We start from the raw sequence: 22332 nt of genomic DNA on the forward strand, positions 1-22332 counted from the left end.
TCCTGGTTAGGGTGCGGACATGCACCGTAGCCACGTCGATGGCGTAGCCGTCTTCCGGCTCTCCGAGCCTGGGCCACTCCACGCGACCCTGCGCTTCGGGATCGGTGCACGCGACGAGACGTACCGTACGCTCGGCATCAGCCGCCTGGTCGCCACCCTTGCCGCGCATGCGACGCGGCAGCAGATCCCGGAGCTGGCGGAGCCCGTAGTGTCCACCACCCTCGAGGAGACTCGGTTCACCGTCTCGGGTACCCACCAAGAAGTTTCCGACTGCCTGGAAGCACTCTGCGCCGCACTGTCCGACCTGCCAGTCGGACAGCTCAGCGAAGTGGCGCACAAACTCGACGGCCAAGTCGCGAGCCCCCTGGACCTGCGAACCGCGGGTGCGCTGAACGCCCGGTACGGCACTCAGGCCACGGGCCTCGAGGGGCACGAGCGCAGCTCGCACTACCTGCCCACGCCGGACATGCTGCTCCGGCACGCCGCGGCCTGGTTCACAAGGGCCAACGCCGTCCTGACCCTGACCGGACCGAACCCCGCGGGCCTGCGGCTCCCACTGCCCCCGGGCGATCGCCCACGTCGTTCCCCACCCCAGGCCCGCCAATCACGCGCCACCTGGACCCACCGGAACATCGACGGCGTTGCGCTGACCGTTGAAACCCCCGTCGCATCCGCGGCGGCGTCAGTCGCCCACCGGATTCTCCGAGAACGGGTGACCGCCGCTGTCGCTGGCCAGTCAATGCCCGCCGCCTCAACTGAGGCGGCCACAGCGCTGCACGACTCCCTCACGGTGGTGCGTCTACTTCTCACCCCGACCCTTGCGGGCGATGCTGAGGGTACGGCTGCGACGATGTGGTCGGAGGCAATGAGCCTGGCCAGCAAGGAACCTGCTCCGGCCGAGGTGGCCCGGCACCGTTCCCCGTCGGAAGAGGCCCGGGAAGAGCTGGTCACCCTCGACGACGCAGCCCGTGCGGAGTTGTTCGGGACCCCTTTCCTCGACGAAGGCAGCCGACGCCGTGCCTTGGAGTGCGTGACCCCGCGGGACGTACGCGACGCCTGGCAACGGGCAATGGAACGCGCCCAATTGGTCGTCCCGGAAGGTCTACTGCTTCACCTCACGGGCCCCGACGGGCGTCGGCTGTGGTGCACTTCCTGCTGGACCTGGGACGAAATCCCTCCGTGGGGACAGGTGTTCCGCCCACCGCTGGCGAAACGCGCACTCAGGCGCACAGCGGAACGGCACAGGGTGATCCTTACCGGCGAGTCAGTGGTCTCGTGCACACCCGGCGCCCACCACGAACTCCGCTTCGACGACGTCGTTGCGCTCGAACGGTGGGGTCCTGAGCGCAACTTGATCGGACGGTGCGGCTGTAGCGTCGGAGTCGATCCGGCCTGGTATCGCGGCGGGCAGCGGCTGATCCGGGCCTTGGACGATGCCATCCCAGCGGAACTCGCCTTCGACGGGGCTGAACTTGCCCCGCGGGCACGGCCGTGAGGCTGTCCCAGGACCGCGGTGTCGCTCATGTTCGGCTGGCTGTATCAACGATTTCATCGCAAACGGGCTTCCTCGGCGCACCTATTGCTCCACGGAGTGCCGGCTCCTTGATCTACATCCGTTTGAGTTCCGCCTCGCAGGTCGGCTGCGAGGTGGCAGAACATCGCCGCTGCGGGCTTTGGAGTCGGACGGACCGCGGCCGACCAGGCGCCGAGCGGGCACCCGCTGAAGACGGCGCGGGTCGCCGCGATGGGCGCGAGCGGGACCGATGCGGACGATGAACGGGGAAACGATTGCCCGCGTTCGCGAGTGCCATCTATCGTGAACTCGTCGAGGCAGGGGGGGCTACTCACGGTGAGTAGAGCCAGCAGCAAAGCCCGCGGATACCGGCAACGGGCATGGTTATGGACGCGCGACATGGTGGCGTCGGGCTGCTTCAAGTTGGGGACCCTCTTCCTCACCCTCGCGGTCGTGGCGGCGCCGCTCTCCCGTCCCGCAGGCGTTTGGCCGGCGTCCGGCAGTGGCTCCGTACCGCGCACGTATCTTTCCGTCTTTCTTCTCGATCACGCATGCATCGTCCTGGCCCTGCTCGTATTCGGCCTGGGGGCGTGGGCGGCCATTCCCGCCGCCCCGCCCGGCCCTGACGCCGCACTCGCCCCACCTGCCTCCGAGGAGCCCGCCCCACACCCCCAACGGAGATCGCTTCGAACAGCTGGTGGCGCCCTGTTCTGGCTCAGCGCCTGGCTTCTCGTCCTGGGCGGGCAGATGTTCGTGCTTACCGCGCGCGGCGGGTTCACGTGGCTGGTCAATCTCGGAATCGCCCTCTGTTCCGTACCGGTGTTCCTGGCAGGACGGGAGTTGCGTCGCACGGCCGACCGACGGGGACGAGCTGTGACGCGGGCCGCGTTCTGGACCGGGTGGACGCTGCGCCTGGCCCACTGGCTCTGCAGAACGGCAGGCGCCGGACTGGTCGCCTTCTCCGTGTACGCGGCCTCGGTCACCCTGGCCCGGCCGGGAGCGGACCGCCTGGCATTCCTCCTCGTTCTCGCGCTCAGTGTGTCCGCCGCAGCCGTCGGTGTCGTCGCCTTCCGGCTCGGAACGGTCGCCGGGAATGCCGCCAGGCGGCACTTCGGGCTGGCGACGCCTGGCCCATCGAGGCGCCTGTCGACCACGCGGAAGCTGCGCGTGGGCTCCATCCAGCTCACGAGCCTGGCGACCGGAACAGCCGGGCTCGCCGTCGTGCTCGTGAGCCTGCGTCTCGCGGTGGGCGACCTCGTGGCGACGGTGTCGCACCTGTCCTCACCGCACACCCTTCTCCTCGACCTCATGAGCCTGTGCGTCGGCGGCTGGGACATCTGGGTAGCGCTGGCCGCCTGGCGCGTAGCCCAGCGATTGCTCGGGACGGGCGCAGGCTACGGCGCACCTCTTCCCCGGCGCCGCCGGGTCCACGGCTGGGCCCTGCGGACAGCGAGTTGGGCGATGCGCCTTGGGGGAACGGCCGTACTGCTCCTCGCCGCCCTGGGAATGAAATCGGTATCCACGATTCCCGACCTGCCCGGATATCACGGGCCCCCCTGGTACATCCTTCTCGTGATTTTCCTGCTGGTCGGAACGGCCGGTGCCGCGGTCCTGGTATTCGCCTCCGTCCCGGCGATGAAGGCGAACCGGTACCTGGCCAATATCGTCACGTCCCCGGACCATATTTCCAGCGGGTCGTACGTCCTATATCTCCGGCCGTTCGGCCAGGATGTCGGTGCCTCCGCGGCAACGCCCCTCGGCAAGAACCTGAACTTCTTCAACAACCCGGGCACGTGGATCATGCAGTCCCACCGCAGCCACGAGGAACGCATCAGCGCCCTGTTTACCGAATTCGGGCCGCTGCTGGCGGTCGGCAGCCCCGGTGAGCAGGTGCCGGGCGGCGCGGGGGCGGCGCGTATGTACCTACCGCTCGACGACTGGAAAGGCACCGTCGGCCGGCTCATCGAGAACGCGGGTGTGATCATCATGGGGACCGGCCCCGGGCCGGGAACGCTCTGGGAGTACGCCGAGGTCCTCCGCCGCAGACACCCCACACGGCTCGTCCTGCTGGTGACGGACCCGATTGAATACCGACGCTTCAAGGCTTCGAGTGTCGCGGAGGCGGAAGGCGTGCTGTACGAACTTAAGAGCCGATACGGCGAGTCCTGGGAGACGCCCCTCCTTCCCGAACTGCCCGACTACCTTTCCTCTCCAGTCGATCGGGCGTTCTGGTTCAAGTACATGGTCTATTTCACCAGTGATTGCGAACCTCATCTGGTTTCCGTGAACACCTCTACAGTAAGCGGAAATTTCCGGATGGACAGTTTTGTCGCCAAGAGTCGCCTCACTCCACTCATGAACCATTTACGAAGTATCCTGTCGGGCGCCTCATCGGCGATGCCGGGGCAGAAATGACCACTGACGATCCGGGGCGCCGAGCAGCCCTGCGCCGGACCGGCCCCACCGTCCCCGGGCAGTCGGACCCCGCCTCCACCCCACAGCCCGCCTCACCCACCGTCAGGAATCCGGATTTCATGGCCGGTTACGCACTGGCCGTCGAAATGGCGGACCGGGTCTCGGCCCGACGCGGTGCTGCCAACAGCTTCTTCTTGGGCATCCAGACCACGCTGCTGGCCGGTGTCGGCCTGGTGGACTCAACCGCCCACCGCGTCAGTTGGTACGCGGCACTGACCATCGCCCTGACTGGCTGCACCCTCTCCGCCTTCTGGTGGCTGCAACTCCGCAGCTACCAGCTGCTCAACCAGGCAAAGTTCGAAGTCATCAACAAGCTGGAGGAACAGCTGCCAGCCAAGATCTACACCGACGAGTGGACGAGCCTGAAGCAGCGCCGGAGACTACGCCAGTTCAGGTACCTCGAACTGGGCGAGACCGAACGTCTCATCCCCCTTCTCCTGGCGGCCCTGCATGTTCTGCTTCTCGTGGGCAGACTGAGCGGATGACCACGTACCTCACCGAAGCGGCCCGGCTCATCCGGAGCCTCCTACCTCCCACCGCCGAACCCCCGGGCGACGACGAGTCGTTGTTCCTTGGGTACGCGGTGCTGATGCGGGCCAAGGGCACCCGGACGACCGCCTCAGACGTCCACGACGCGTGGACGGCCTGGATGCTGAGTCGTGGCAGCGACCACCGGAGCCTCGTTCCCTTCGAGCAACTCTCTGGTGAGGTGCAGGCGCTGGACGCCGCCTACGTCCACGCGATCCACGCGGCGGCCGAACGGTGCGCGGGCGACGCTCGACGCGGGTGAGACCGGATCCCAACCCGCGATGGCAGCGTCGATGAGTCTTCGGTTTCCGGGGAGTCTCATCTGCACCAGGCGCAATCGGTGATGAGGTCGATGCTGATCGCTGACCGTAACCGCTCACTGTCGTGCGCTGAGCACCGGCCGTAGGGCGGCGTCGTACAGTGCCGACTTGCGTGTGGCATCTTCCATGGATCGATCAATTGGACCCTCGGCCCCGCAGAGTGTGCTGCCGCATCAGCCGTGAGATGTCCTTCGCGGTGATGATCCCCACCAGATGGCCGTCGTCCACGACGAGGATGCGCATGCCGGTACTCGGGCGGAGCCGGTCGAGAGCCTCACTCAGAAGATCACTGGGAGCGGCAACCGCGCACTGAGCGAGCGGGATCGCCACATCGCACACACGAAGATCCTCCCGGCGCGTTTCTGGTATCCCGGCAAGCGTGCGTACCTGAACGATCCCGCTGGGACGGCCCTCGAAATCGAGCAGCGGCACGGCTGAATGGCGGGACTTCACTGCCACCTCGTCGATGAACCGCTGGGCGGTCAGCCAGTCGGCACCGGTGGTCACCGGGCTGGACATGGCACTGTCCACCCGCACGCCCCTCAGTGCCGTGTGGATCACGGCGCGCTGCCGTTCCGCACCGGCGACGACCGTGATGAAGAGGCCGACGAAGACGAGCCACAGCCCGCCCGGCCCCCCGCGCAGGAGGCTTATCCAGCCGACAACCGTCAGCAGCACACCCACGACCTGACCGCTTCGGGAGGCCGCCCGATCCGCACGTTCCCGGTCTCCGGTGTGCCACCACAACGCCGCCTGCACCACCCTTCCGCCGTCGAGCGGCGCAGCGGGCAGCAGGTTGAACGCGCCCAGGAACAGGTTCGCCCAGCCCAGCCACACCAGAACGGCTGCGGGCACCGCCCAGCCCGACAGCTGGTGCAGCCCGATTCCCGCTCCGAGCGCGGAGCCCCCAATGGCCAGGCTGGTGAGCGGCCCGCTGACCGCCACGGCGAACGCCACCGCCGCGGTCCGCGGGCGCCCCATCCGGGTCATCCCGCCCAGCGCCCACAGCGTCACATCCTCGACCGCGATCTTCTTCCTGCGGGCAGTCACCGCGTGCGCGGTCTCATGGAGCAGCAGGCTGCCCATGAGCAGTACGGCTCCTACGGCACTGGCGAAGGTGTACACCGCATTCGAGCGCCCTGGAGTCCATACGGGGAGGGTCTGGCGGCCGAGACCGTACGCGAACACAACCACCAGCACCGGCACACTCCAGTGCATGCGCAGCGGTATCCCGACCACCTGTCCGACACGAACCGAGCCGTTCATCGTCGTCTCCTGCCGGCTCCGGAACCGGTCCACCGGGCAAGATCTCGCAACCTGCGCTCCGCAAACCGACTAGCACGGCACCCACCACCATTGTCGCTCCCCGCGGTCGGCGAGAGGCCCAGGGGACGCTCGCTTCTCGGTTCCGTGAACTCCGTTCATCACCTCGCTGCGCAAGTACGGGTGAGGAGAGCACCGGATCTAGGCTGGACGTACCTCCAGCTCTGGGAGGTGCGTCATGGAGCACAGCCACCACTTCCACCTAGATAAGGGTGATCACTCGATCACCGTGAACGTCGGGCCCGGGAGAAACGGAGAGATCGAGCTCCTGGTCAACGGAAAGGTGGTCGCATGCCAGCTGGAGCACGGCCCCGGGACGAGCCTGCTGACCGGCGAACTTCCCGAAGAGCCCACCCGCCAGTTCCGGGTCCGGATACGAGAGCCGCACCTCGCCCCGTCCAAGCCCAGATGCACGCTGGAGCTGGACGGCGTAGAGCAGCCCATGCCGGAGCGTCCCATGCTGTGAGCTCCCAACTGCGCGACTGCGGGCAGGGTCACGTGCGCAGCCTGCTCTCCGCAGCCCGACGGACCCCGCACCTCTCGTGCAATCAGTGAGGGTTTCTCAATAGGTTGCCTGCCACGGGCATCCGGTGCCGACATGCACCTCAAGGTCGGCTCGCAGGGTGGCGAGCTCGGCCATGCGCGTGTCGATGAGTTAGACCTTTTCCTCAAGCAACGCAGACGGTGCTTTCGCGGCATCCGGCGCGTCGCGCAATTCCTCGCCGTGCCGTGAGATCTCCGCCAGTGAGAATCCGAGCGCCTGCGCGGTGCGGCGTCGGCGGGGACGACACGTTTCAGGTGTTGTTGCTGTCTTCGATCAGCGTCCTCCCGCCAGACTGGGACCGCCGTGTTGCAGGACAAGTCGCAACTAGGCATCGAAGTCGGACGTCCGCCTAAGGATCAACCTCGCCCGGTATTACTCCGATGGACTGCCTCGCGCTGCGGCGCCCGGCGCCCTTCAGCCGAAGTGGCGCGCTGAAGTCAGCGCCAGACGCAAGCGAGGACGGTCCTGGGAACCGCGCACCGTCGACCCAATCTGCCTGGCCTGCTGGCCTACCTTGCGCCCGGGGCGATCTAGGGACAATCACTCGAAACGATGTAATCGATCTAGAAATTGGTCAAAGCGCGGCTGGTAGGTGAGAGATTTGCGACGCCCCTCACCACACGGGGGCTGAACACGCCGGAAGGAACGTCTGTTGTCACGCCGCCACGTCTTGCCGCTCACCGTCGGAATGCTCGCCGCCCCGCTGATCGCCATGTCGTCTCCCGCAGTTGCCGCCCCGGCCGGGCAAGCGCCTGTCGCACAGGTGGTCGCCAAGAAGGACTTCTGCCGCATCACCGCATCCTCGGCCACGGTCCGCGCCCAGCCGCGCAAGAATGCTTCAGCCATGGGTACGGCGTACAAGGGTGACACCTGTACAGCGCATCGATGGGCTGGGGGTGACGGGGCGTGGGTCAAGGTGACGATGAAGGGCACCGGTGCTACCGGGTATGTGCACTCTTCTCTCGTCGCCTGGGGCAAGGAGGAGCTGGCCCAGACCGGGCCCTGACTGTTCAGTGCCATGAGGTCCGGCGGCGGTCACCCCGCCCCGGGGTGACCGCCACCGTGCTGGTGCTCGCGTCTACTCGGTAGCCGCTTCCGGGCTGGCCAGGCGGTAGGCGCGCGGCTTGTCGGATACCTGCTCGGCGATGCCTTGCCGGGCGAGGATGACGAGAGAGTTTGCGATTGCGCCAGAGCTCCGTTCGATCACTCGGCTGATCCGGGTCGCGGTGAACGCGTCCTGCGGGTGGGCCTGCAGGTGGTCGATGACCCTCTGGCGCAGCGCACCGGGGGCCAGCCGTGTCTTCGGGGCCAGAACCGGCACCTGTGTCCTTCCCTCGGCGTGGCGGGGCTCATCGGCGGCGGGCTTGGCAGGTCCGGCTGCCTGGGGAGCGCAGTCGGGCGCCAGAGTCGCGGTGTCGCTGTTCGCCTCGGGCGCGCGATGGGCTACGCCGTGTGCCGGCGCCTTCGCGGCCACTTCGGTCGCGGGGCTATCACCCGGCGTCGGCGAGGCGTCGGTCTTCGCGGCCTCCTCCGTGCGGACAGGCTTCGTGGCAGAGGACTCGTTCGGGGTGGCGCTGACGGTGTCGTCGGGCTCCTCCGTTTCGCCGCTGTCGGTGGGCTCGCCCTGGGCGCACCTCCAGCGGTCGGGGGTGCGGCGGGGCCCGGTGCGCTCGCCCTGGTCACGGATGGCCAGGCCGTGCTCTTCGAGGGTGGTGAGGGCCTTGCCAGCGGTGGAGCGGCCGATGCCTGCGGCCAGGGCGAGTTCGGTGACGGTCGCGCCGGGGGAGGCGAGGAGCTCGCTGTAGATCGCGGCGGGTGCGCCCGTCAGGCCGGTGAGCGGTTCGGGAGTGGGGACGGCGCGGCAGGTGCGGCCTTCGGTGGTGGTCTCGGACATGGTGGGGCCTCGTTCCAGTGCGTTTGAGGGTGGGTGAGGTCCCCGGCCGGGGTGCAGCCGCAGGGGCGGTTGCGGGTTCGGCGGGCCGCGTGCGCAGCGCGGAATGCTCCCGCCGATCCGCCCGCCAGGTCTCGGGATACGTGAACCCCGAGGCCCGGTGGGTGGACCACCATGGACGCTCTGGCCCGGGACGAAGTCAAGCCGCTCGCCCTACTCTCCGATCACAGCAAGAAAGGACGATCGGTGCTGGTCACGAGAGTGGTGGCGCCCCATCGGGGCCGTGCTTGAGGAGCTGGGCGTGGATCTGTTTGGCCCGATCCGGACCAAGGTGCAGCTCGGAGCGCAGCCGCCACACGCTGGCCGGCCGTCCGGTCGCCGTGCGCACGGCATCGTCGATCGCCACGGCATGCGCCCACAGGGCCGCGTCGATCGCCCCAACGGGGCGATCAAGACCTGCGGGCGAGCCGGGGGGTGTGGCGGGCGGACTGTCGGCGCTGTGGGGCCCACCGGCGGCGGTGCCCTCACCCGGGGCTGGTCCTGGTGATCGCAACGGGTGGGAGAGCGCGACCGGTTCGCCGGATCGCATTGGGCCGCTCGGATCGGGGTCGGGTGTGGGGGCGGTGGGGGTGATCGGGTCGAGGAGTGGGGCGACGGTGCGGCGGTAGGCGGCGATGGTTTCGGTGAGCAGGATTAGGAGGACGGTCGGTACTCCGTGGAGGACGATGCCTGCGGGATCTGCGTGGATCGGTGTTCCGATCTGTCGGTCGGGCCAGATCGAGTCCCAGGTGTTCATCAGTGTGGCGGTGATCCCGGTGAACCAGCGCAGTGCTGCCGACCAGCGGGGTGGGCGGATGCCCCAGGCGGCGAGCCGGGCGTCCGCGTACAGGATCGCGGCGAGGGCCAGGGCCACCATCGGATCGAGCAGGATGGCGATAGCGGGAGCGACGCCGCGACTGGTGGCGAACAGGGTGACGTTCACTGCGGTGAAGACCAGCGCGAGGACGGCTACTCCGGCCAGAGCCCGGGTGAGCGCGCTCAGCAGCGCCTGGGCCTCGGCCGGGGCGGGAGCGCTCACCGTGGACCTCCGTGGCCGGCGGGGCGGGTGGCGCCCTGGAAGTCGCCTCTGGCGGCGGGATCGATGGCACGTTCGCGGACGACGGCTCCGGGGTGGGGGGCGTCGATCATGCGGCCTGGCGCGCTGTAGATGCCGACGTGGGTGATGTGGGCAGGGCTGCTGCCGAAGAAAAGCAAGTCGCCCGGTGCGAGAGGTGACTTGGCCGAGAGGTGGAGGCCGGCGGCGTACTGCGCCTGGGCGACGCGCGGGATGCTGATCCCGGCCTTGCGGTAGGCGGCCTGGGTGAGGCCGGAGCAGTCGAAGCCTCCCTCGGCAGCTCCGTCGCCGCCCCAGACGTAGGGCTGGCCGAGCTGGGCGCGGGCGAACGCGACGGCCTTCGCGGCGGCCGCAGTGGGTGCGGGGGCGGCGGCCTCGTACTGGGCTGCGATCTTCAGAACCTTGTCCACGTACCAGTCGGCATGGTTGTAACTGAAGATCGCGGAGCGCAGGTTGCGGCCGTTCTTCGCGCCATTGGCGCAGAGCATCCGCTCTGCCGCGTACACGGCGTCGACCGAATCCCAGGGGGTGGGCGGGTTCTTCCCGCCGGCCGGGACCGGGTGCGCGTAGGACTTGAAGGTGGACGGCAGGAACTGCATCGGTCCCACCGCACCTGCCGAGGAGATCATGGTGGGGTGGCGGCCGTGGTCGGTTTCGACCTTGCCGATCGCCGCCAGGATCGTCCACGACAGCCCCCGGCATTCGGGCGCGGCCCGCTGGTATAGGGCCAGCATGACCCGCGGAATGTCGGCGAGCGCGTGCTTGCTGGGCGAGGCGGCCGCGCCACTGGTGCCAGGCATCGCTGAGCTGATCAGCGCGGCGACGACGAGGGCTGCGAGCAGCGGTAGGGCGAGGACGGCACAGCCCACCCCGGCGGCCGTTTTGGCGAGCGCGCTCACGGTCAGCCGCCGGGAGTCGGCGGCTGAGGCGGAACCGGATGCCACGGAAGGGCTGTGGGGCGGCCGGGCGAAGACAGCGCCGCGTCACGCGTGAGCGCGGGGATGAGGCCCTTCCAGTGGCCGGCGAGCTGGGCGGGGGTGAGGCGCCTGGCCGGGGCGGGGCCGAGGGGGAGCCAGGCGGCGCCGGCTGGTTCAGCGAGCTGGGTATTGCCGGTGGCGATGGGCATTTCGAGGCGGTCCGCGCTCTCGGCGATGCGGTGGCGCAGGGCTGATTCACGGCGGGCGGTGGCGGTGTGGATGAGGAGCGGGGTGTGGGTGGCGGTGGTGGAGGCGAGGGCGGCGTAGCCGGGGAGTTTGGCCTCGACGCGTGCGAGGTTGTAGGACCCGGTGTCGTACTCCAGGAAGAACGGTAGGAGTTGATGGCTGGGGGCGGTGTGGTGGGCGTAGGCGTCGGGGCGGATCCAGTCGCCCCAGAGCCGTGTTGCGGAGCGCTCGGACAGCCACTCGGTCAGGTGGCCTGTGGTGGCGAGTTGGATGAGGAGGGTGTTGACGCCGAGGGTGTGGTCAAGGGTGGGGGAGAAGGCGATGCGGGCGCAGTTGTCCTTGCGCCAGCCGGTGGCGGCCAGGTCGGTGCCGGCGCGGGCGGCGAGGAGTTCGGCACCCGCGCGGCCGAGGGTGTAGTGCTCGGGGGCGGAGCCGCGCTGGCGCAGGGGGCGGAAGGAGTCGGTGACGCCCATGAAGTACAGCTCGCGCAGGCGGCGGTTTGCGGTGCGGTGGCCGGTGAAGGCGAGCGCGGTGATGTGGTGCGAGGTCAGCACCTTGTGCTCGTAGAGCATTTCGATGAGCCACACGTCGCGTGCGGTGAGGCGAGTGGCGAGCTGCGAGAGGTCGGTGCGGGCCCGGGTGGGTTGGACCGGTCGGCGCCGCCGGGAGGCGGCGCGGGGGACGTAGCCAGGGTTTGGACTGGTCGTGGGCATGACCTCTCCTCGTCGAAAGCTCGGCGCGCGGAGGACCTCTGGTGGGGTTACAGAGGGAGATAGCGGGAGCGGCTGGTGGTGCCGCCGACCCGGGCGGCAGCGGCAGCCCGCAGTTCGGCCGATCGACCCGGCACCGGCGGACTTAGAGGCCGGGTGGTGAGGGTGAAGGCCGAGGATTCCGCGCCGTGGGCCAACAGGTGGGCGGCGGCTTGGTAGGGGCCGAGGTGGGCGAGGTCGTGGGCGCCGAGGGTGGGCAGGGTGTGGCGTTCCAGGGCGCCGGCGTCCTCGGGGGAGGCGTTGAAGAAGACCTTGTTGCGGGCGTTGGCGGAGATGCCCTCGCGCAGGTCGCGGGGGAGTTGGGCGAGATGTTGATGGGCGAGGACCATGGAGAGGCGGTAGCCGCGGGCCTCGGCGAGCATGTCCTCCAATGGGTAGGGCAGGGTCAGGAAGTTGTGTGCCTCGTCGACGTAGAGGGAGGCGTCGATCCGGTCACGTTCCTGGGTACGGGCGCGCGCGGTGGTGGCCTGCCAGGTCTTGGCGACGATGAAGGAACCGAGTAGCCGGGTGGTCTCCTCGCCGAGCGCGCCCTTCGGCAGGCGGGCCAGCAGGATCCCGCCGTCCAGGACGTCGGCCAGGTCAAAGGTGGACTCGCCGGAGGCGATGGTCTGGCGGGCGAACGAGCGCAGCAGGAAGGCACGCAGCTTGTTCATGATCGGTCCGACGACGGCGGCGCGTGATGGCTCGGACAGGGACTCGTACCAGAGCCAGAAGCCTTTGAGGACGGGGTCCTTGATGGTGGGGATCATGCGGATCCGGTAGGCGGACTCGCCCAGGAGGCGGGGGATGTCGGCGAGGGTGACCAGGCGGTTGGTGGCCTGGGCGTGACGCAGCAGGGTGAGGCAGGCCGCGCGCATGATGTCGTCGGTGCGCGGTCCCCAGAAGGCGCTGAAGATGCGGCGGAAGATGCCGGTGATGTTGTCGACGACGACGTCGATGTCCGCGCCGTCCAGGACATTGAGACAGGGCGGGGTGTGGGTGTCGTCGGGGTCGATGACCACGAGCTTGTCGGCGCATGAGGGCGGGAGGCGGTGCAGAAGGTCGGTGATCAGGTCGCCCTTGGGGTCGATGACGATCGCGCCACGGCCTGCTGTCACGTCGTCGAGGACGAGCTGGGCAACGAGAGTGGACTTGCCGGAGCCCGTGGCGCCCATGAGGTGGAGGTGGTGTCGGGCATCTGGGACGGCCAAGCCGACCCCACGGTGAGCACCGGTGTCCGCTGTGCCGAGCGGTTTGACGCCAGTACCTGGGGCTGGGATCGCCGGGGGCGGTGCGATGGAACGGGCGCCGGCCCGGGCCAGACCGGGGGCGTCAGAATCCACGGGCAGGTGGGCGAGGGCGGCGAGTTCGGGCACCGACAGGAGGTCACCGCGGTGAAGGAAGCGGCGGGCACTCAGTGCCGCATGTGGTTCGCGCAGACGGTAGCGGGCCAGCCAGTTCCGTGCCGCGTAAAGGGAGAACGAGGAGGCGATGGCGTGGGCGCGACCGCGCAGCCGCGCCTGCACCTCCTGCGTTTTCGCCGGGAGGGCGATGGCGTAGCGGATCTGCACATCCCATTGCGGGCCGCTGAGTTTGCCGACGCTCTGGCGCACCTCAACGCCGTGCGAGGGGTCGGTAGCTGCGGGCGAGGTGCGCTGCGGGGCATGGGTGAACAGCCGGAAGACGGAGGAGAGGCGGGGCGCGGTGTGCCCGGCCTTGAGCCGGCGGGCCATCCGTTTGGCGCGGCGCAGCCGGGCGCCGGTCGCGGGCCGGGCCAGGAACTGCACCAAAGCGTGCTCGTCCTCCGCCATGCCGGTGGCCGCCTGGAGCAGTGCGCGCAGCGGATCGTCCTTGTGGTCCGTGCGCAGAGGCAGCGCCTCCATCCGGGCCAAGCGGAGGCGGCCCGACGCAGTCAAGTGACCCGAAGAGAAAGGTGGTTCGGCATCAGTGACAGTGGTGTGGGCCCCAGGCCATGAGGCCTCGACAGCGCGGCGGACAAGGGCGGTGGGGATGGAGCCGGGAAGCCACAGCCGAACCGCCAGTCCACCAGTGTTCCACGCGTACTCGAAGCCGATGTGCGGCTGCCCGTGCAGGAGACGCCGATACCAGGGGCGCAGCAGACCGGAAAGCTGCGCCCACAGCACTTCGCCGCCCTTGGCGGGCACGGCGGGCGGGGCGAGGATCGTGACCAGTCGGGCCCCGGCGGCAAGCGATCGCTGCCTATCGCGCTGCACCCAGGTGCGCAGACCGAAGACGCCGACGCAGGCCAGCACCGTGATGGGCGCCAGCCACGGCCAAGCGTCGGCGAGAAAGCGTCCGCTGGACGCCACCAGAGCGGGCCAGGAGTGGCTGGGATCCGTCAGGAACGTGCCAAACGGCCCGCCCGGAGAAGGGGCGTTCACAGCTCCAGCCCGGTCAGATCGGGGAGTCCGTAGAGATCGTTCGCCTCGCCCTGCTCGGCGTTCTCGGCTTCGTGGAGTTCGACGGGGTCGGTGGTGATCAGCTCGTGCTCCGTATCGGAGGCGATCGGGCTGAAGGAGATCTTGGTCCGGCCGGACAGCAGGAGGGCACAGCCACGAGGCGCGGCCAGCAGGTGATGCCGTTCGCCGCGCGAGAGGCGGAACGCGGTGGCGATCTGGTCGATCGACTGCGGAGCCTGGCGCATCAGAAGCTGGGTGGCGGCATTGGCCACGATGGCCCGGCCGAGTTCGGACGCCAGGACGTCGTCGGCGTCCTGCGTGACCACCGCGAGCCCGGCCCAGTACTTACGGGCTGCCTTGGCCATCTGGAACAGGAAGCGCGCACCGTGCGCTTCGCGCATCAGGCGCCACGCTTCGTCGACGACGACCAGGCGTCTGCGCCGGTTGCCGGTATGGGCGACCTGGCGCCAGATCGCGTCCAGTGCGAGCAGCATGCCCGCGGTCTTCAGTTCCTCGGGGATCTCGCGAAGCGAGAAGACGACCAGGTGACCGGTGGGACGGGTCGTGCTCGGCCCGGCGAACAGCTGCCGGTGGGAGCCCGTGATGTACGGCTCCAGACGCGTCGCCAGCTCGGAGGCAGCGGAGTCCTTCATCGCGAGCAACTGGGCGGACAGATCGGCGAGCAGCGGCGCGGGCCGGGACCACGTGGCCGGATCGGACGTGATGCCCGCCAGCTCGTAGGCGGCGAGTACGGCCTTGTCCAGGACCGCACGTTCCGCCGTGGACAGCTCCCCGCCGAGCAGCACGGTCAGGAACGTGTGCAGGAACAGGACGCGGCGCGTGAGGGCATCCGACTCGGTGCCGCTCTCGTGCGGCAGGTCGAAGGGGTTGAGCCGTACCGCGGGGTCGCCGAGACGGATGACGGTGCCGCCGACGGCTTCGGCGAGGCGGACGTACTCCTCTTCCGGGTCGATGACCATGGCCTGCGTGCCGGTGAACAGCAGTCGGAGCAGCTCCAGTTTGGTCAGGTACGACTTGCCGGCCCCGGAGCGGGCCAGGAGCACCGAGTTGTAGTTGTCCTGGGCGAAGCGGTCCCAAAGGACCAGAGAGCCGCTGGCCGTGTTGACGCCGTATAGGACGCCGCCCGGGGCCATCGCCACGTCAGCGGGCAGGTCGGGGGAGGCGAAGGGGAAGCAGGCAGCCAACGCCTCGGTGTCGAACGTGCGGCGCACGTTCAAGGTGTCGATGCCCAGCGGGAGCGTGGCCAACCAGCCCGGGAGCGCCCGGTAGGTGGCGGGAGCGGTGGACACCAGCAGGGACTCGGCGATCGAGCGGACCAACGCCACTTCATCTGCAAGGTGTTCCTCGCTCTCGCCGTAGACGGTCATGTACAGGCCGAGGCGGAAGAGCTTTCCCTCACCGCGGGCGGTCCGGTAGGCCAGTTCGGCCGCATCCTGCGCGGCTGCCTCGGTGTCAGGGTCGTCCAGCCGCCCCCGGTCCGATCCGGCGCGGCGGGAGGATTCCAGACGGGCGCGCTGCTTCTTGAGCTGCTGCGCGGCGAGCGCGCTCGTGACGGGCTCGATGTGCAGGGCGACATCGAGGCGTCCGGGGTAGGTCAGCAACGGGTCCAGCCACCCCGGTACCACCTCGGCGGGGTACCCGGTCACGACGAGCGTGGCGGCGAGATAGTCGCCGACGGCGAGGGTTCGGGCGTGTACCTCGATGGCGTCGGGGCCCAGGTGAGCGAACTCTTCGCGCGCGTTTACCAACTCATCGTGCTCAGCGGAGCGTTGCGAGAAGCGGAGCATCATGCCCCTCCCATCGGGGTGGCCTCGGGATCGGCGGCGAGCCGGAGCGTGTGGGCAGTGGCCTCCGCATCCAGCGCGGTGACGGTGATCTCGGCGCCTTCCAAAGCGCGCGTTGCTTCGGTGAGGCGGTGGCCGGCCCGTGCGCCGCCTGAGGAGGACGGTTCGCGGGCCACGAGCAGGACCTGGCGGGTGAGCAAGTCGCGCTCCGCGGCGAGTTGATCGAGGAAGTCGGCGTGGGCGAGTGCTGCTTGCTCGAGCGCCGGATGCGGAAGCTGCGGTGCCTCGTCGGTCAGTTCGTCGACGAGTGGGGCGACGTCCAGACGGTGGGCGCGCACCAGGATCTGGGTGGGGCCGGTGAGGGCGTTGAGCCAGCGGGCGAACGCCTCGGTCAGCGCCTGCTGTTCGCCTCCGGTGCACAGGTGAAAGTTGATCGTGCTGCACACCGCGAGCGCGGACCGGCCCTCGTGACCGAGGTCCACTACACCCGTGTCGCTGACCTCGCGGCACGGCATCCGCAGAGCGGCCGGTTCCCGGCCGGCCTGCACACGCCACGCGCCGGGGACGAGGCCCGGCATCGGGCGGACTCCTTCAGGGGCGGGTACACGCCGTTTCGGCGTGCGGTGGAAGCGGACCGCGGCCAGCAGCAGCCGGTCCATGCCGATGCCGTCCCGCCGACCCACCGCGACCACGGTCACCACGACGGCGATGGGTGCGACGAGTGCCAGGTAGGCGAGCGGTGCCATGAACGGGCGCGTTGCCCAGTACCCGGCGTACAGCAGGAGGCCGGCCACGGCCAGGATGGCGGTCTGCCGCGCAGTGAGCGGGCCCAGCACCTGATCCGACTTGCTCACGTCGGCCGGGATACGGGCCGAGGCGACGTACTCGTCATCCAGGTCAGTCACAGCGGATTCATCTCCGGGAGGCTGGGGGAGTGGGCGGTTCCAGGGGCAGGCGCAACTGCACTGGGCGTGCGGGGCGTTTGCGGACACGGGCGGCAGGCACGGGGAGGGCCAGCTGCTGCGGCCTACGCCTCTGATTGGCCGTGGCGGCAGGCGCGGCAGTCACGCTCGGCTGCCCACCCGGCCGCACGATGGGCTGGAGGCCTGGTCCGGAACTGCCCGTGCGGGGAACACCGCCGGGGAGAGCGCGTGCAGTGCGGGGAACACGCTGGGCTGCGATCGGCAGACGCAGCTGAGTCGGCCGCCCGGGACGAGCGGGGACACGTTTCGCCGGGATGGGCAGAGTCAACTGCCGCTTATGCCGCGCCTGCGCGGGGTGGATCACGGAGCGAGGGCCTCCTGCCGGACGCGATGGCCCGGACGACGCACCGCCGCGCCGAGCAGCAGTCTGTGCGTTGGTCTGCCCTCCGGCTGTCGCACCGGAGCCGGAGGCGACATGGGTGGCGCGTGCCCGGAGCCCGGTCAGCAGGGCTCTACCGCGGCGGACGGCGAACCCGGCGACGCCCCCTGGCCGCGGCAGGCCGCCCGCCGCGGGACCTCGGCCAGGTCGTCCGCCGCCTCCGCCACCGCGTGGCCCTCGTGTGGGTGGGCCACCGCCACGAGGGCGCCCACGGCCGCCGCCACCCCAGCCGCCGCCTCGACCGACCCCGACGGGACGCAGAGCGCCCAGTCCGGGCGCCGCACGGTTCAACAGCCGCCACATGGCGACGGACTGGAGCATCCGCAGCGGCGCAGGCGCATTGAGGCTTACGGGGGTGGAGCGCAGGACGGAGCGCAGACACCAGCCGGGAATTTTGAAAAGTATCCAGAACAGGGCGAGTCCGGCGAGTGTGGTGCCCAGCTGGCTCGGCTTGGGAAAGCCCAGCAGGCTGGAACCCGGGGCGAAGAACAGCTTCAGCGCGACAATGAACGTCATCGACTGCGCCACCTGGATCGCCAAGCAGCCCGCGAGCCCCCGCCACCACATGCGCGCCAGCGGATCGGTGACCGGATGCGCATGGCAGGACAACGCGAGCGGCGCCGAAACGGCGAGCAGCGCGATCACGGCCACGCGCATGATGTATCCGATGAGGACAGCCACGATCAGGACGACCATGATGACGGTGAGCATCAGCAGGTAGAGCTGCAGCCCGGCGACGCCGAACAGCGCGAACGGGATGACCCGCTCCACCAGTCCCTGGCCAGCGTCCGACAGGTCGGTGCCCATCACCGCGTACGACAGGGCGTTCGCAAGGCTGATTGCTTTGCCCATTACGGTCAGCGACATGGCGGCGGCGATCATCCCGATCAGCAGCCGCGGGGCGATCTGCTTGAGGGCGTAGCGGGTCTGGACGGTCTCGTAGCCCATGACCGTGATCCCGCCGGCGGTCACAAAGAGCACGTAGATCCCTGCCGCGATCCCCAATGAGCCGGTCCACAGGCGCTTGATGTCGGCCTGCCGGGTCACGTCCGGGGTGGCGAGCAGGGTGACGGCCAGGAGTTCGCGGACGGGTTTCATGACCTGCTCGACGAGCTTGCCGAGGAATGAGGTGACCGCGTTCACGATCATTGCGGGGACATCGAGGAGAGCGCCGAAGCCTTCGCCCGGCGTGCAGTCGGTGCCTTCCACCTCGCAGGCCGGCGGGATCAGACCGGGGGCAGGTTCAGGGGCGGAGGGCGACTTCGGCTTGGGGTTGGGTCGTCCGGGGGCGGGCGAGGGGCCGGGTGAGGGCGAAGGTTCAGGCTGCGCGGGCGTCAGAGGCGGATCGGGTGCGGGCCCGGGCGCGGGACGAGGTTCCGGATCGGCCGGCGTGGCCGGTGCATGGCGTGGGGCCGCCAGGGCGTACGGGGAAGACAGCGGCCCGAGAGCGAACCCCAGGGAGACGAAGAGCAGGAGCAGGACGCCGGTGAGGCGGCGGGAAGGGGTCATTGTCCGCCCCCGCCGGCGCCGACGATGCCTTGAAGCACGGTGACCAGGACGGGGGCCATGACGGCCAGCCCGTATCCGATCGCCGCGGCCTTCAAAGCCCGCTTGGCGGACTCGACTTCGCCCGGGTCGCCGCCGGCCATCAGGTAGCGCAGGCCGCCGAACGTGAGGAACAGCGTGGCAAGCCCGGCCAGGAGACCGACAATCCAGTTCCGCAGATTGTTGATCACCGTGGGGATGTCCGCGACCGCCCACGACGACGGCGGATCGGACAGCAGCGTGACGAGCGCGAAGGCCACGATGAAGAGCAGCCGGGCCGCGATCAAGCCCGCGCGGCGCCGCCGGGCATGTCGGCGGGCTCCGGCCCGCGGTGGGCGCAGACGTACGAGCACGTGCACACACCTCCTGGAGCGGCACAAGGGGAGAAAGCAGGGGAAGGAGCGGGGGAGAAGTGGTGCCTCGTCCCCGGGGGTTCGGGCTGGCCCGCAACAGCGCTTCACCTCCTTCATGGGGGAAGGCGAGCTACTGGAACGCGGAGGGGCGGAGCCGAGTGTCAGCACGGGACGCCGTGCCCGAATCCCCAGGGACAGATGAGGCAGAAGGAGCTCTACGGAACGGGAGTTGCCGCAGATGCCTTCACACTTCTAAGGAGAAAAACCGGACGCGATCGTGCCAGGGCCAGGGGCCGGATTCAGAACTCCCCCACGGCCAGCGCAGCGGCCAGACGCTGCTCAGCCGCAGACCTACGCCGGAAGGCAGCGCGCACACTCATGCCCACCTCGCTCGCCGCCTGCGCCATGAACCGGCGCTCCAGCCGTGTCTGTGCAATGAGTTCGGCCTCCTCCTTCCCGAGAACCCCAGCACCCACGGCCCGCTCCAGGACCTCGAACACCTCCGCGTGACCGCCGACGGGAAGCGGCCGCGCGACCGTGTTCTCGTCCAGCGGCACGGGGGCCGTGCGCCGCGCCCGCTGCGCGGCGTACAGCAGGCGGTGCGCGGCCCGGTCCCCGGCCCGCAGCAGCCGCAGTCCGGCCTCCTCCGTCCCCAGCGGCATGGCCGTGAGCTCGGTGGTCACCGCGGTCAGCACTTCCTGCTCCAGCTCGCACGCCTCGACCTCCGCCAGCCGGGGCAGCCGCGACAGCGCGCGCCGCAGCCCGGGGATGGCGAAGCCGACCGCCACGGTGCCCCACGGCTCACCGTGCGCCTGGCGGCGGCGCAGCACTTCCCGCCATACACGGGCACGGGCCTCAGCGGTGCAGCTGGGATGCGCCATCCGCGAACGGACCCGGGTCACCGCCAGCATCCCGACCTCCGGCTCGGGCAGCAACGACCCCGGCAGCGTGAGGGGCCACGGCGGCGAAGCCAGAGCGAGAAACGCCGACTCGACCTCCTCCAACGGCGAGACAGACAGGACCGGGCGAGAGGGGCGGATGTTCGTACGTCGCATGACGGGGCTCCTTGCCTACGAGCTGCGAAGCGGACGCCACCCATCCCGACAGCCACCCCCGCCACGCCCCCGCCGTCATCGAGCCGCACGCGCGCCGCCGCCCCGCCACGGTCCCGCCACACCCCTGACCCGTCATGGCGGATCTGCAACCGACCTGCACCTTTGCCGCATCAGGCCACCGGAGAAGGACCTCGGAGAAATTTCTCTGAACCTGCCTCCCGCCACCTCGGGTTCGAGGCCCGCGTCGCTCTCTGTCTGGCGCGCCGCCGCCGCGGCAAATCACGTACTGACCTGCCCCTGCTTCATCTGCTGGTGGTACGCGAGCGTGATGCCCAATGGGTGTGTCCACAAGAACCGTTCTGGCTCAACTTCCGTGATGCGAGCACGCTGAGCTTGTTCTTTAAGGTCTGAGACTGCGCAGGGCCTTCGACCAAGAAGGTGCCCGTCTCCCGTACTACAGTCACGGCTCGTGACCGATGCTGCCCACCGCACTGCTGCGGATGATGACGCGCTTCTGGAGAGGCTGCACGTCCTGGCGTGGGGTGCGGAGGGGGTGATCCCGTCACCTGGCTGCCTCCCGGACCAACCGTTCCCCCCGCTCGCGATGGCCGAAGTCGAGCGCGCGGAACGCAAGCTCGGATATCGGCTGCCCCAGCTGCTCCGGCGCATCTACACCGAGATCGGTGACGGGGGATTCGGACCGGAGGGCGGCCTCGCATCGCTGACGCCGCGCCGCGTTCCGCACTGGTATGAGCCGGACTGGCCTTGTGCGACAACCATCCACGCCGAGCAGCCAGGTTGGGGGGCATCGGCATCGTGGTTCTTCCTGACGGGCGGCGGCTGCACCATGCAGTGGCACGTCTCGCTGATAGCAGTTGACCACCCGGTGCTGCTCTGGGATGCCGACGGCTGGGAACCGGACTGGGACCAGGATCCTCACGACGGCCTGCGGTACGCGGCGCCGTCGTTGCGCCAGTGGCTGTGGACCTGGGCAGACGGCGGCAACGTATGGGATGAGGTGCTGGCACAACCCGAGTAGGCGCTGAGCATCTGAGCCCACTCAAGAGGGCCCCGTGCGACCCCGCCGAGGACGTGGTGACTCGGCGCCTGCGGCCGAGCGAGCCGCCCCAGGCGACGTGGGCGTTCGCCGTGCAGCGGGTGACGAACGGGCGGGGCCGCGTCACCGGCACGATCGTCCACGAGTACGAGTGTGAGGACAGTCCGCGGGGCCCGAGCGAACTCGACGCCATGCAGGCGCTGGACGCGCTCGCTCAGCCGGGGGCGAAGGCGTGCAAGAAGTGCGATGCCGCCAGGGTCCTGGAGCCGGTCTTCGGCCGCACCGTGCCCGACGACGACGAGCACGCCTGAGCCAGGGCGTAGAGGCCTAGGCGTCGAAGCTCTGCATGTCCTTTTGGATCAGCGCGAGGTAGCGCGCCGAGGTTTCCCTCCATGCCCTATCGGCGGCGGCGTGGGCGATGAGGCGCTCGTCGAGCGGTGGGTCCGAGGGGGCGCGCCATACAGCGACAACATCTTGTAGGGCCTCACGCATGAGGATCCTTTGCGAGCCGACGTCAGGAGGGCTCACGATGTCGGCCGTGCGCCCAGCCCGGTCAAAGGTGCGGAGCGCGCCGTTCACCGCGCGCCATGCCGCCCGCCGTGCACCGGGTCCCCCAGGCTCTACCGTCTGGTCCATGACACCATCCAGCGCGTCGTGCACGGCGTCGCCAGCGCTGAGCAGCGCCGCGTACGCGTCCTGCCGGCGCTCACGGAGCCACTGGTCGAAGCCCTGCTGCGCCTGCACGTGGACCTGACGGACCATCGCCCGCCCGGTCGCCCATGCGGCCAAGGCCGCGCCAGCGGCCCCTGATGCCCCCGCGATGACAGCGGCCAATCCTGCGTCCATGAGGCAGTCCTACAGCACGCTGTGCATGGCTTTCCCGGGTTCTGCGAAGAGAGGTTCCCCGGAGCCCAGCACAGGGTTCGTCCAGAACGGACGTCGCTGCATTCGTGGGATCGGGCGATGAGTGGGCCGAGCGCAAAATCAATTTCACGGAAGTCGCTGCACGGGGACGAGTGACGCTCACCCGCCTCCCACGGGAGGCCGAACAACCAGTTGAGCAAAGGTAGTTGCCCACCGCGAGGGGTTCCGTGGGCACGCACCGTCATCTCCGG

Annotated in this window: 20 protein-coding genes and 1 pseudogene; 8 read left to right on the forward strand and 13 right to left on the reverse strand. The window is 69.5% G+C overall.

Going from position 1 to position 22332, the window contains the following annotated elements; translation table 11 throughout:
- The first annotated feature begins 19 nt into the window (after window positions 1-19).
- The 4 genes from LGI35_RS36000 to LGI35_RS36015 all read left to right on the forward strand — a co-directional run bounded on the left by LGI35_RS36000 (window position 20) and on the right by LGI35_RS36015 (window position 4778).
- Window positions 20-1495: a hypothetical protein gene (locus LGI35_RS36000; protein WP_227298449.1), complete on the forward strand. Its 1476-nt coding sequence runs from the start codon at window positions 20-22 to the stop codon at window positions 1493-1495.
- Between the two features lie 417 nt (window positions 1496-1912).
- The gene (locus tag LGI35_RS36005; protein ID WP_227298450.1) at window positions 1913-3928 is read left to right on the forward strand and encodes a hypothetical protein; all 2016 of its coding nucleotides are present in this window, start codon (window positions 1913-1915) and stop codon (window positions 3926-3928) included.
- A 119-nt stretch (window positions 3929-4047) separates the two neighbouring features.
- Window positions 4048-4473 (forward strand): RipA family octameric membrane protein, encoded by a 426-nt coding sequence (locus LGI35_RS36010; RefSeq protein WP_227298451.1) that lies wholly within the window; start codon window positions 4048-4050, stop codon window positions 4471-4473.
- Window positions 4470-4778, forward strand: coding sequence for a DUF7701 domain-containing protein (locus LGI35_RS36015; protein ID WP_227298452.1), 309 nt, complete (start codon window positions 4470-4472; stop codon window positions 4776-4778). Before LGI35_RS36010 ends, LGI35_RS36015 begins: the two co-directional genes overlap by 4 nt.
- A 193-nt stretch (window positions 4779-4971) precedes the next feature.
- Here LGI35_RS36015 and LGI35_RS36020 read toward each other — a convergent pair whose 3' ends face one another.
- Window positions 4972-6102 carry a site-2 protease family protein gene (locus LGI35_RS36020; RefSeq protein ID WP_227298453.1) on the reverse strand — a complete coding sequence of 377 codons (1131 nt, stop codon included), beginning with the start codon at window positions 6100-6102 and terminating at the stop codon, window positions 4972-4974.
- 235 nt (window positions 6103-6337) lie between these two features.
- Here LGI35_RS36020 and LGI35_RS36025 point away from each other — a divergent pair, with 235 nt between their 5' ends.
- On the forward strand, window positions 6338-6625 hold the full coding sequence (locus LGI35_RS36025) for a hypothetical protein (RefSeq protein ID WP_227298454.1): 288 nt from the start codon (window positions 6338-6340) through the stop codon (window positions 6623-6625).
- A gap of 96 nt (window positions 6626-6721) precedes the next feature.
- Here LGI35_RS36025 and LGI35_RS36030 read toward each other — a convergent pair.
- Window positions 6722-6931, reverse strand: a pseudogene (locus tag LGI35_RS36030) (MerR family DNA-binding protein); the annotation flags it as partial.
- A gap of 424 nt (window positions 6932-7355) precedes the next feature.
- Here LGI35_RS36030 and LGI35_RS36035 point away from each other — a divergent pair.
- A complete protein-coding gene (locus LGI35_RS36035; RefSeq protein ID WP_227298455.1) occupies window positions 7356-7709 on the forward strand; it encodes an SH3 domain-containing protein in 354 nt (117 codons plus the stop codon).
- 72 nt (window positions 7710-7781) lie between these two features.
- Here the strand turns inward: LGI35_RS36035 and LGI35_RS36040 are convergent, their stop codons facing one another.
- The 10 genes from LGI35_RS36040 to LGI35_RS36085 all read right to left on the reverse strand — a co-directional run bounded on the left by LGI35_RS36040 (window position 7782) and on the right by LGI35_RS36085 (window position 20160).
- A complete protein-coding gene (locus tag LGI35_RS36040; RefSeq protein WP_227298456.1) occupies window positions 7782-8597 on the reverse strand; it encodes a helix-turn-helix domain-containing protein in 816 nt (271 codons plus the stop codon).
- Window positions 8598-8847: 250 nt separating this feature from the next.
- Window positions 8848-9672: an extensin gene (locus LGI35_RS36045; protein ID WP_227298457.1), complete on the reverse strand. Its 825-nt coding sequence runs from the start codon at window positions 9670-9672 to the stop codon at window positions 8848-8850.
- Window positions 9669-10652 (reverse strand): C40 family peptidase, encoded by a 984-nt coding sequence (locus LGI35_RS36050; protein ID WP_227298458.1) that lies wholly within the window; start codon window positions 10650-10652, stop codon window positions 9669-9671. The genes LGI35_RS36045 and LGI35_RS36050 overlap by 4 nt, the downstream gene beginning before the upstream one ends.
- Window positions 10610-11584 (reverse strand): replication-relaxation family protein, encoded by a 975-nt coding sequence (locus tag LGI35_RS36055; protein ID WP_227298459.1) that lies wholly within the window; start codon window positions 11582-11584, stop codon window positions 10610-10612. The genes LGI35_RS36050 and LGI35_RS36055 overlap by 43 nt, the downstream gene beginning before the upstream one ends.
- Window positions 11585-11631: 47 nt before the next feature.
- A complete protein-coding gene (locus LGI35_RS36060) occupies window positions 11632-14022 on the reverse strand; it encodes a DUF8128 domain-containing protein (RefSeq protein ID WP_481006950.1) in 2391 nt (796 codons plus the stop codon).
- Window positions 14019-15851, reverse strand: coding sequence for a VirB4 family type IV secretion system protein (locus tag LGI35_RS36065; protein ID WP_227298461.1), 1833 nt, complete (start codon window positions 15849-15851; stop codon window positions 14019-14021). The genes LGI35_RS36060 and LGI35_RS36065 overlap by 4 nt, the downstream gene beginning before the upstream one ends.
- A complete protein-coding gene (locus tag LGI35_RS36070) occupies window positions 15848-16750 on the reverse strand; it encodes a PrgI family protein (protein ID WP_227298462.1) in 903 nt (300 codons plus the stop codon). The genes LGI35_RS36065 and LGI35_RS36070 overlap by 4 nt, the downstream gene beginning before the upstream one ends.
- A gap of 7 nt (window positions 16751-16757) precedes the next feature.
- Window positions 16758-18416, reverse strand: a complete 1659-nt coding sequence (locus LGI35_RS36075; protein ID WP_227300677.1) for a hypothetical protein — start codon at window positions 18414-18416, stop codon at window positions 16758-16760.
- Between the two features lie 296 nt (window positions 18417-18712).
- Window positions 18713-19105 (reverse strand): pilin, encoded by a 393-nt coding sequence (locus LGI35_RS36080; protein WP_481006951.1) that lies wholly within the window; start codon window positions 19103-19105, stop codon window positions 18713-18715.
- A 299-nt stretch (window positions 19106-19404) separates the two neighbouring features.
- Window positions 19405-20160 (reverse strand): hypothetical protein, encoded by a 756-nt coding sequence (locus LGI35_RS36085; protein ID WP_227298463.1) that lies wholly within the window; start codon window positions 20158-20160, stop codon window positions 19405-19407.
- Between the two features lie 469 nt (window positions 20161-20629).
- Here LGI35_RS36085 and LGI35_RS36090 point away from each other — a divergent pair, with 469 nt between their 5' ends.
- Together LGI35_RS36090 and LGI35_RS36095 are read left to right on the forward strand one after the other, a co-directional pair.
- Window positions 20630-21199, forward strand: coding sequence for an SMI1/KNR4 family protein (locus tag LGI35_RS36090; RefSeq protein WP_227298464.1), 570 nt, complete (start codon window positions 20630-20632; stop codon window positions 21197-21199).
- 53 nt (window positions 21200-21252) lie between these two features.
- Window positions 21253-21528, forward strand: a complete 276-nt coding sequence (locus LGI35_RS36095) for a DUF6233 domain-containing protein (RefSeq protein WP_227298465.1) — start codon at window positions 21253-21255, stop codon at window positions 21526-21528.
- Between the two features lie 16 nt (window positions 21529-21544).
- On the opposite strand, the gene LGI35_RS36100 is transcribed toward LGI35_RS36095, so the two are convergent.
- Window positions 21545-22063, reverse strand: a complete 519-nt coding sequence (locus LGI35_RS36100) for a hypothetical protein (RefSeq protein ID WP_227298466.1) — start codon at window positions 22061-22063, stop codon at window positions 21545-21547.
- Between the last annotated feature and the right edge of the window lie 269 nt (window positions 22064-22332).

The sequence above is a fragment of the Streptomyces longhuiensis genome (genome assembly GCF_020616555.1).
In the GTDB taxonomy this organism is placed as follows: domain Bacteria; phylum Actinomycetota; class Actinomycetes; order Streptomycetales; family Streptomycetaceae; genus Streptomyces; species Streptomyces longhuiensis.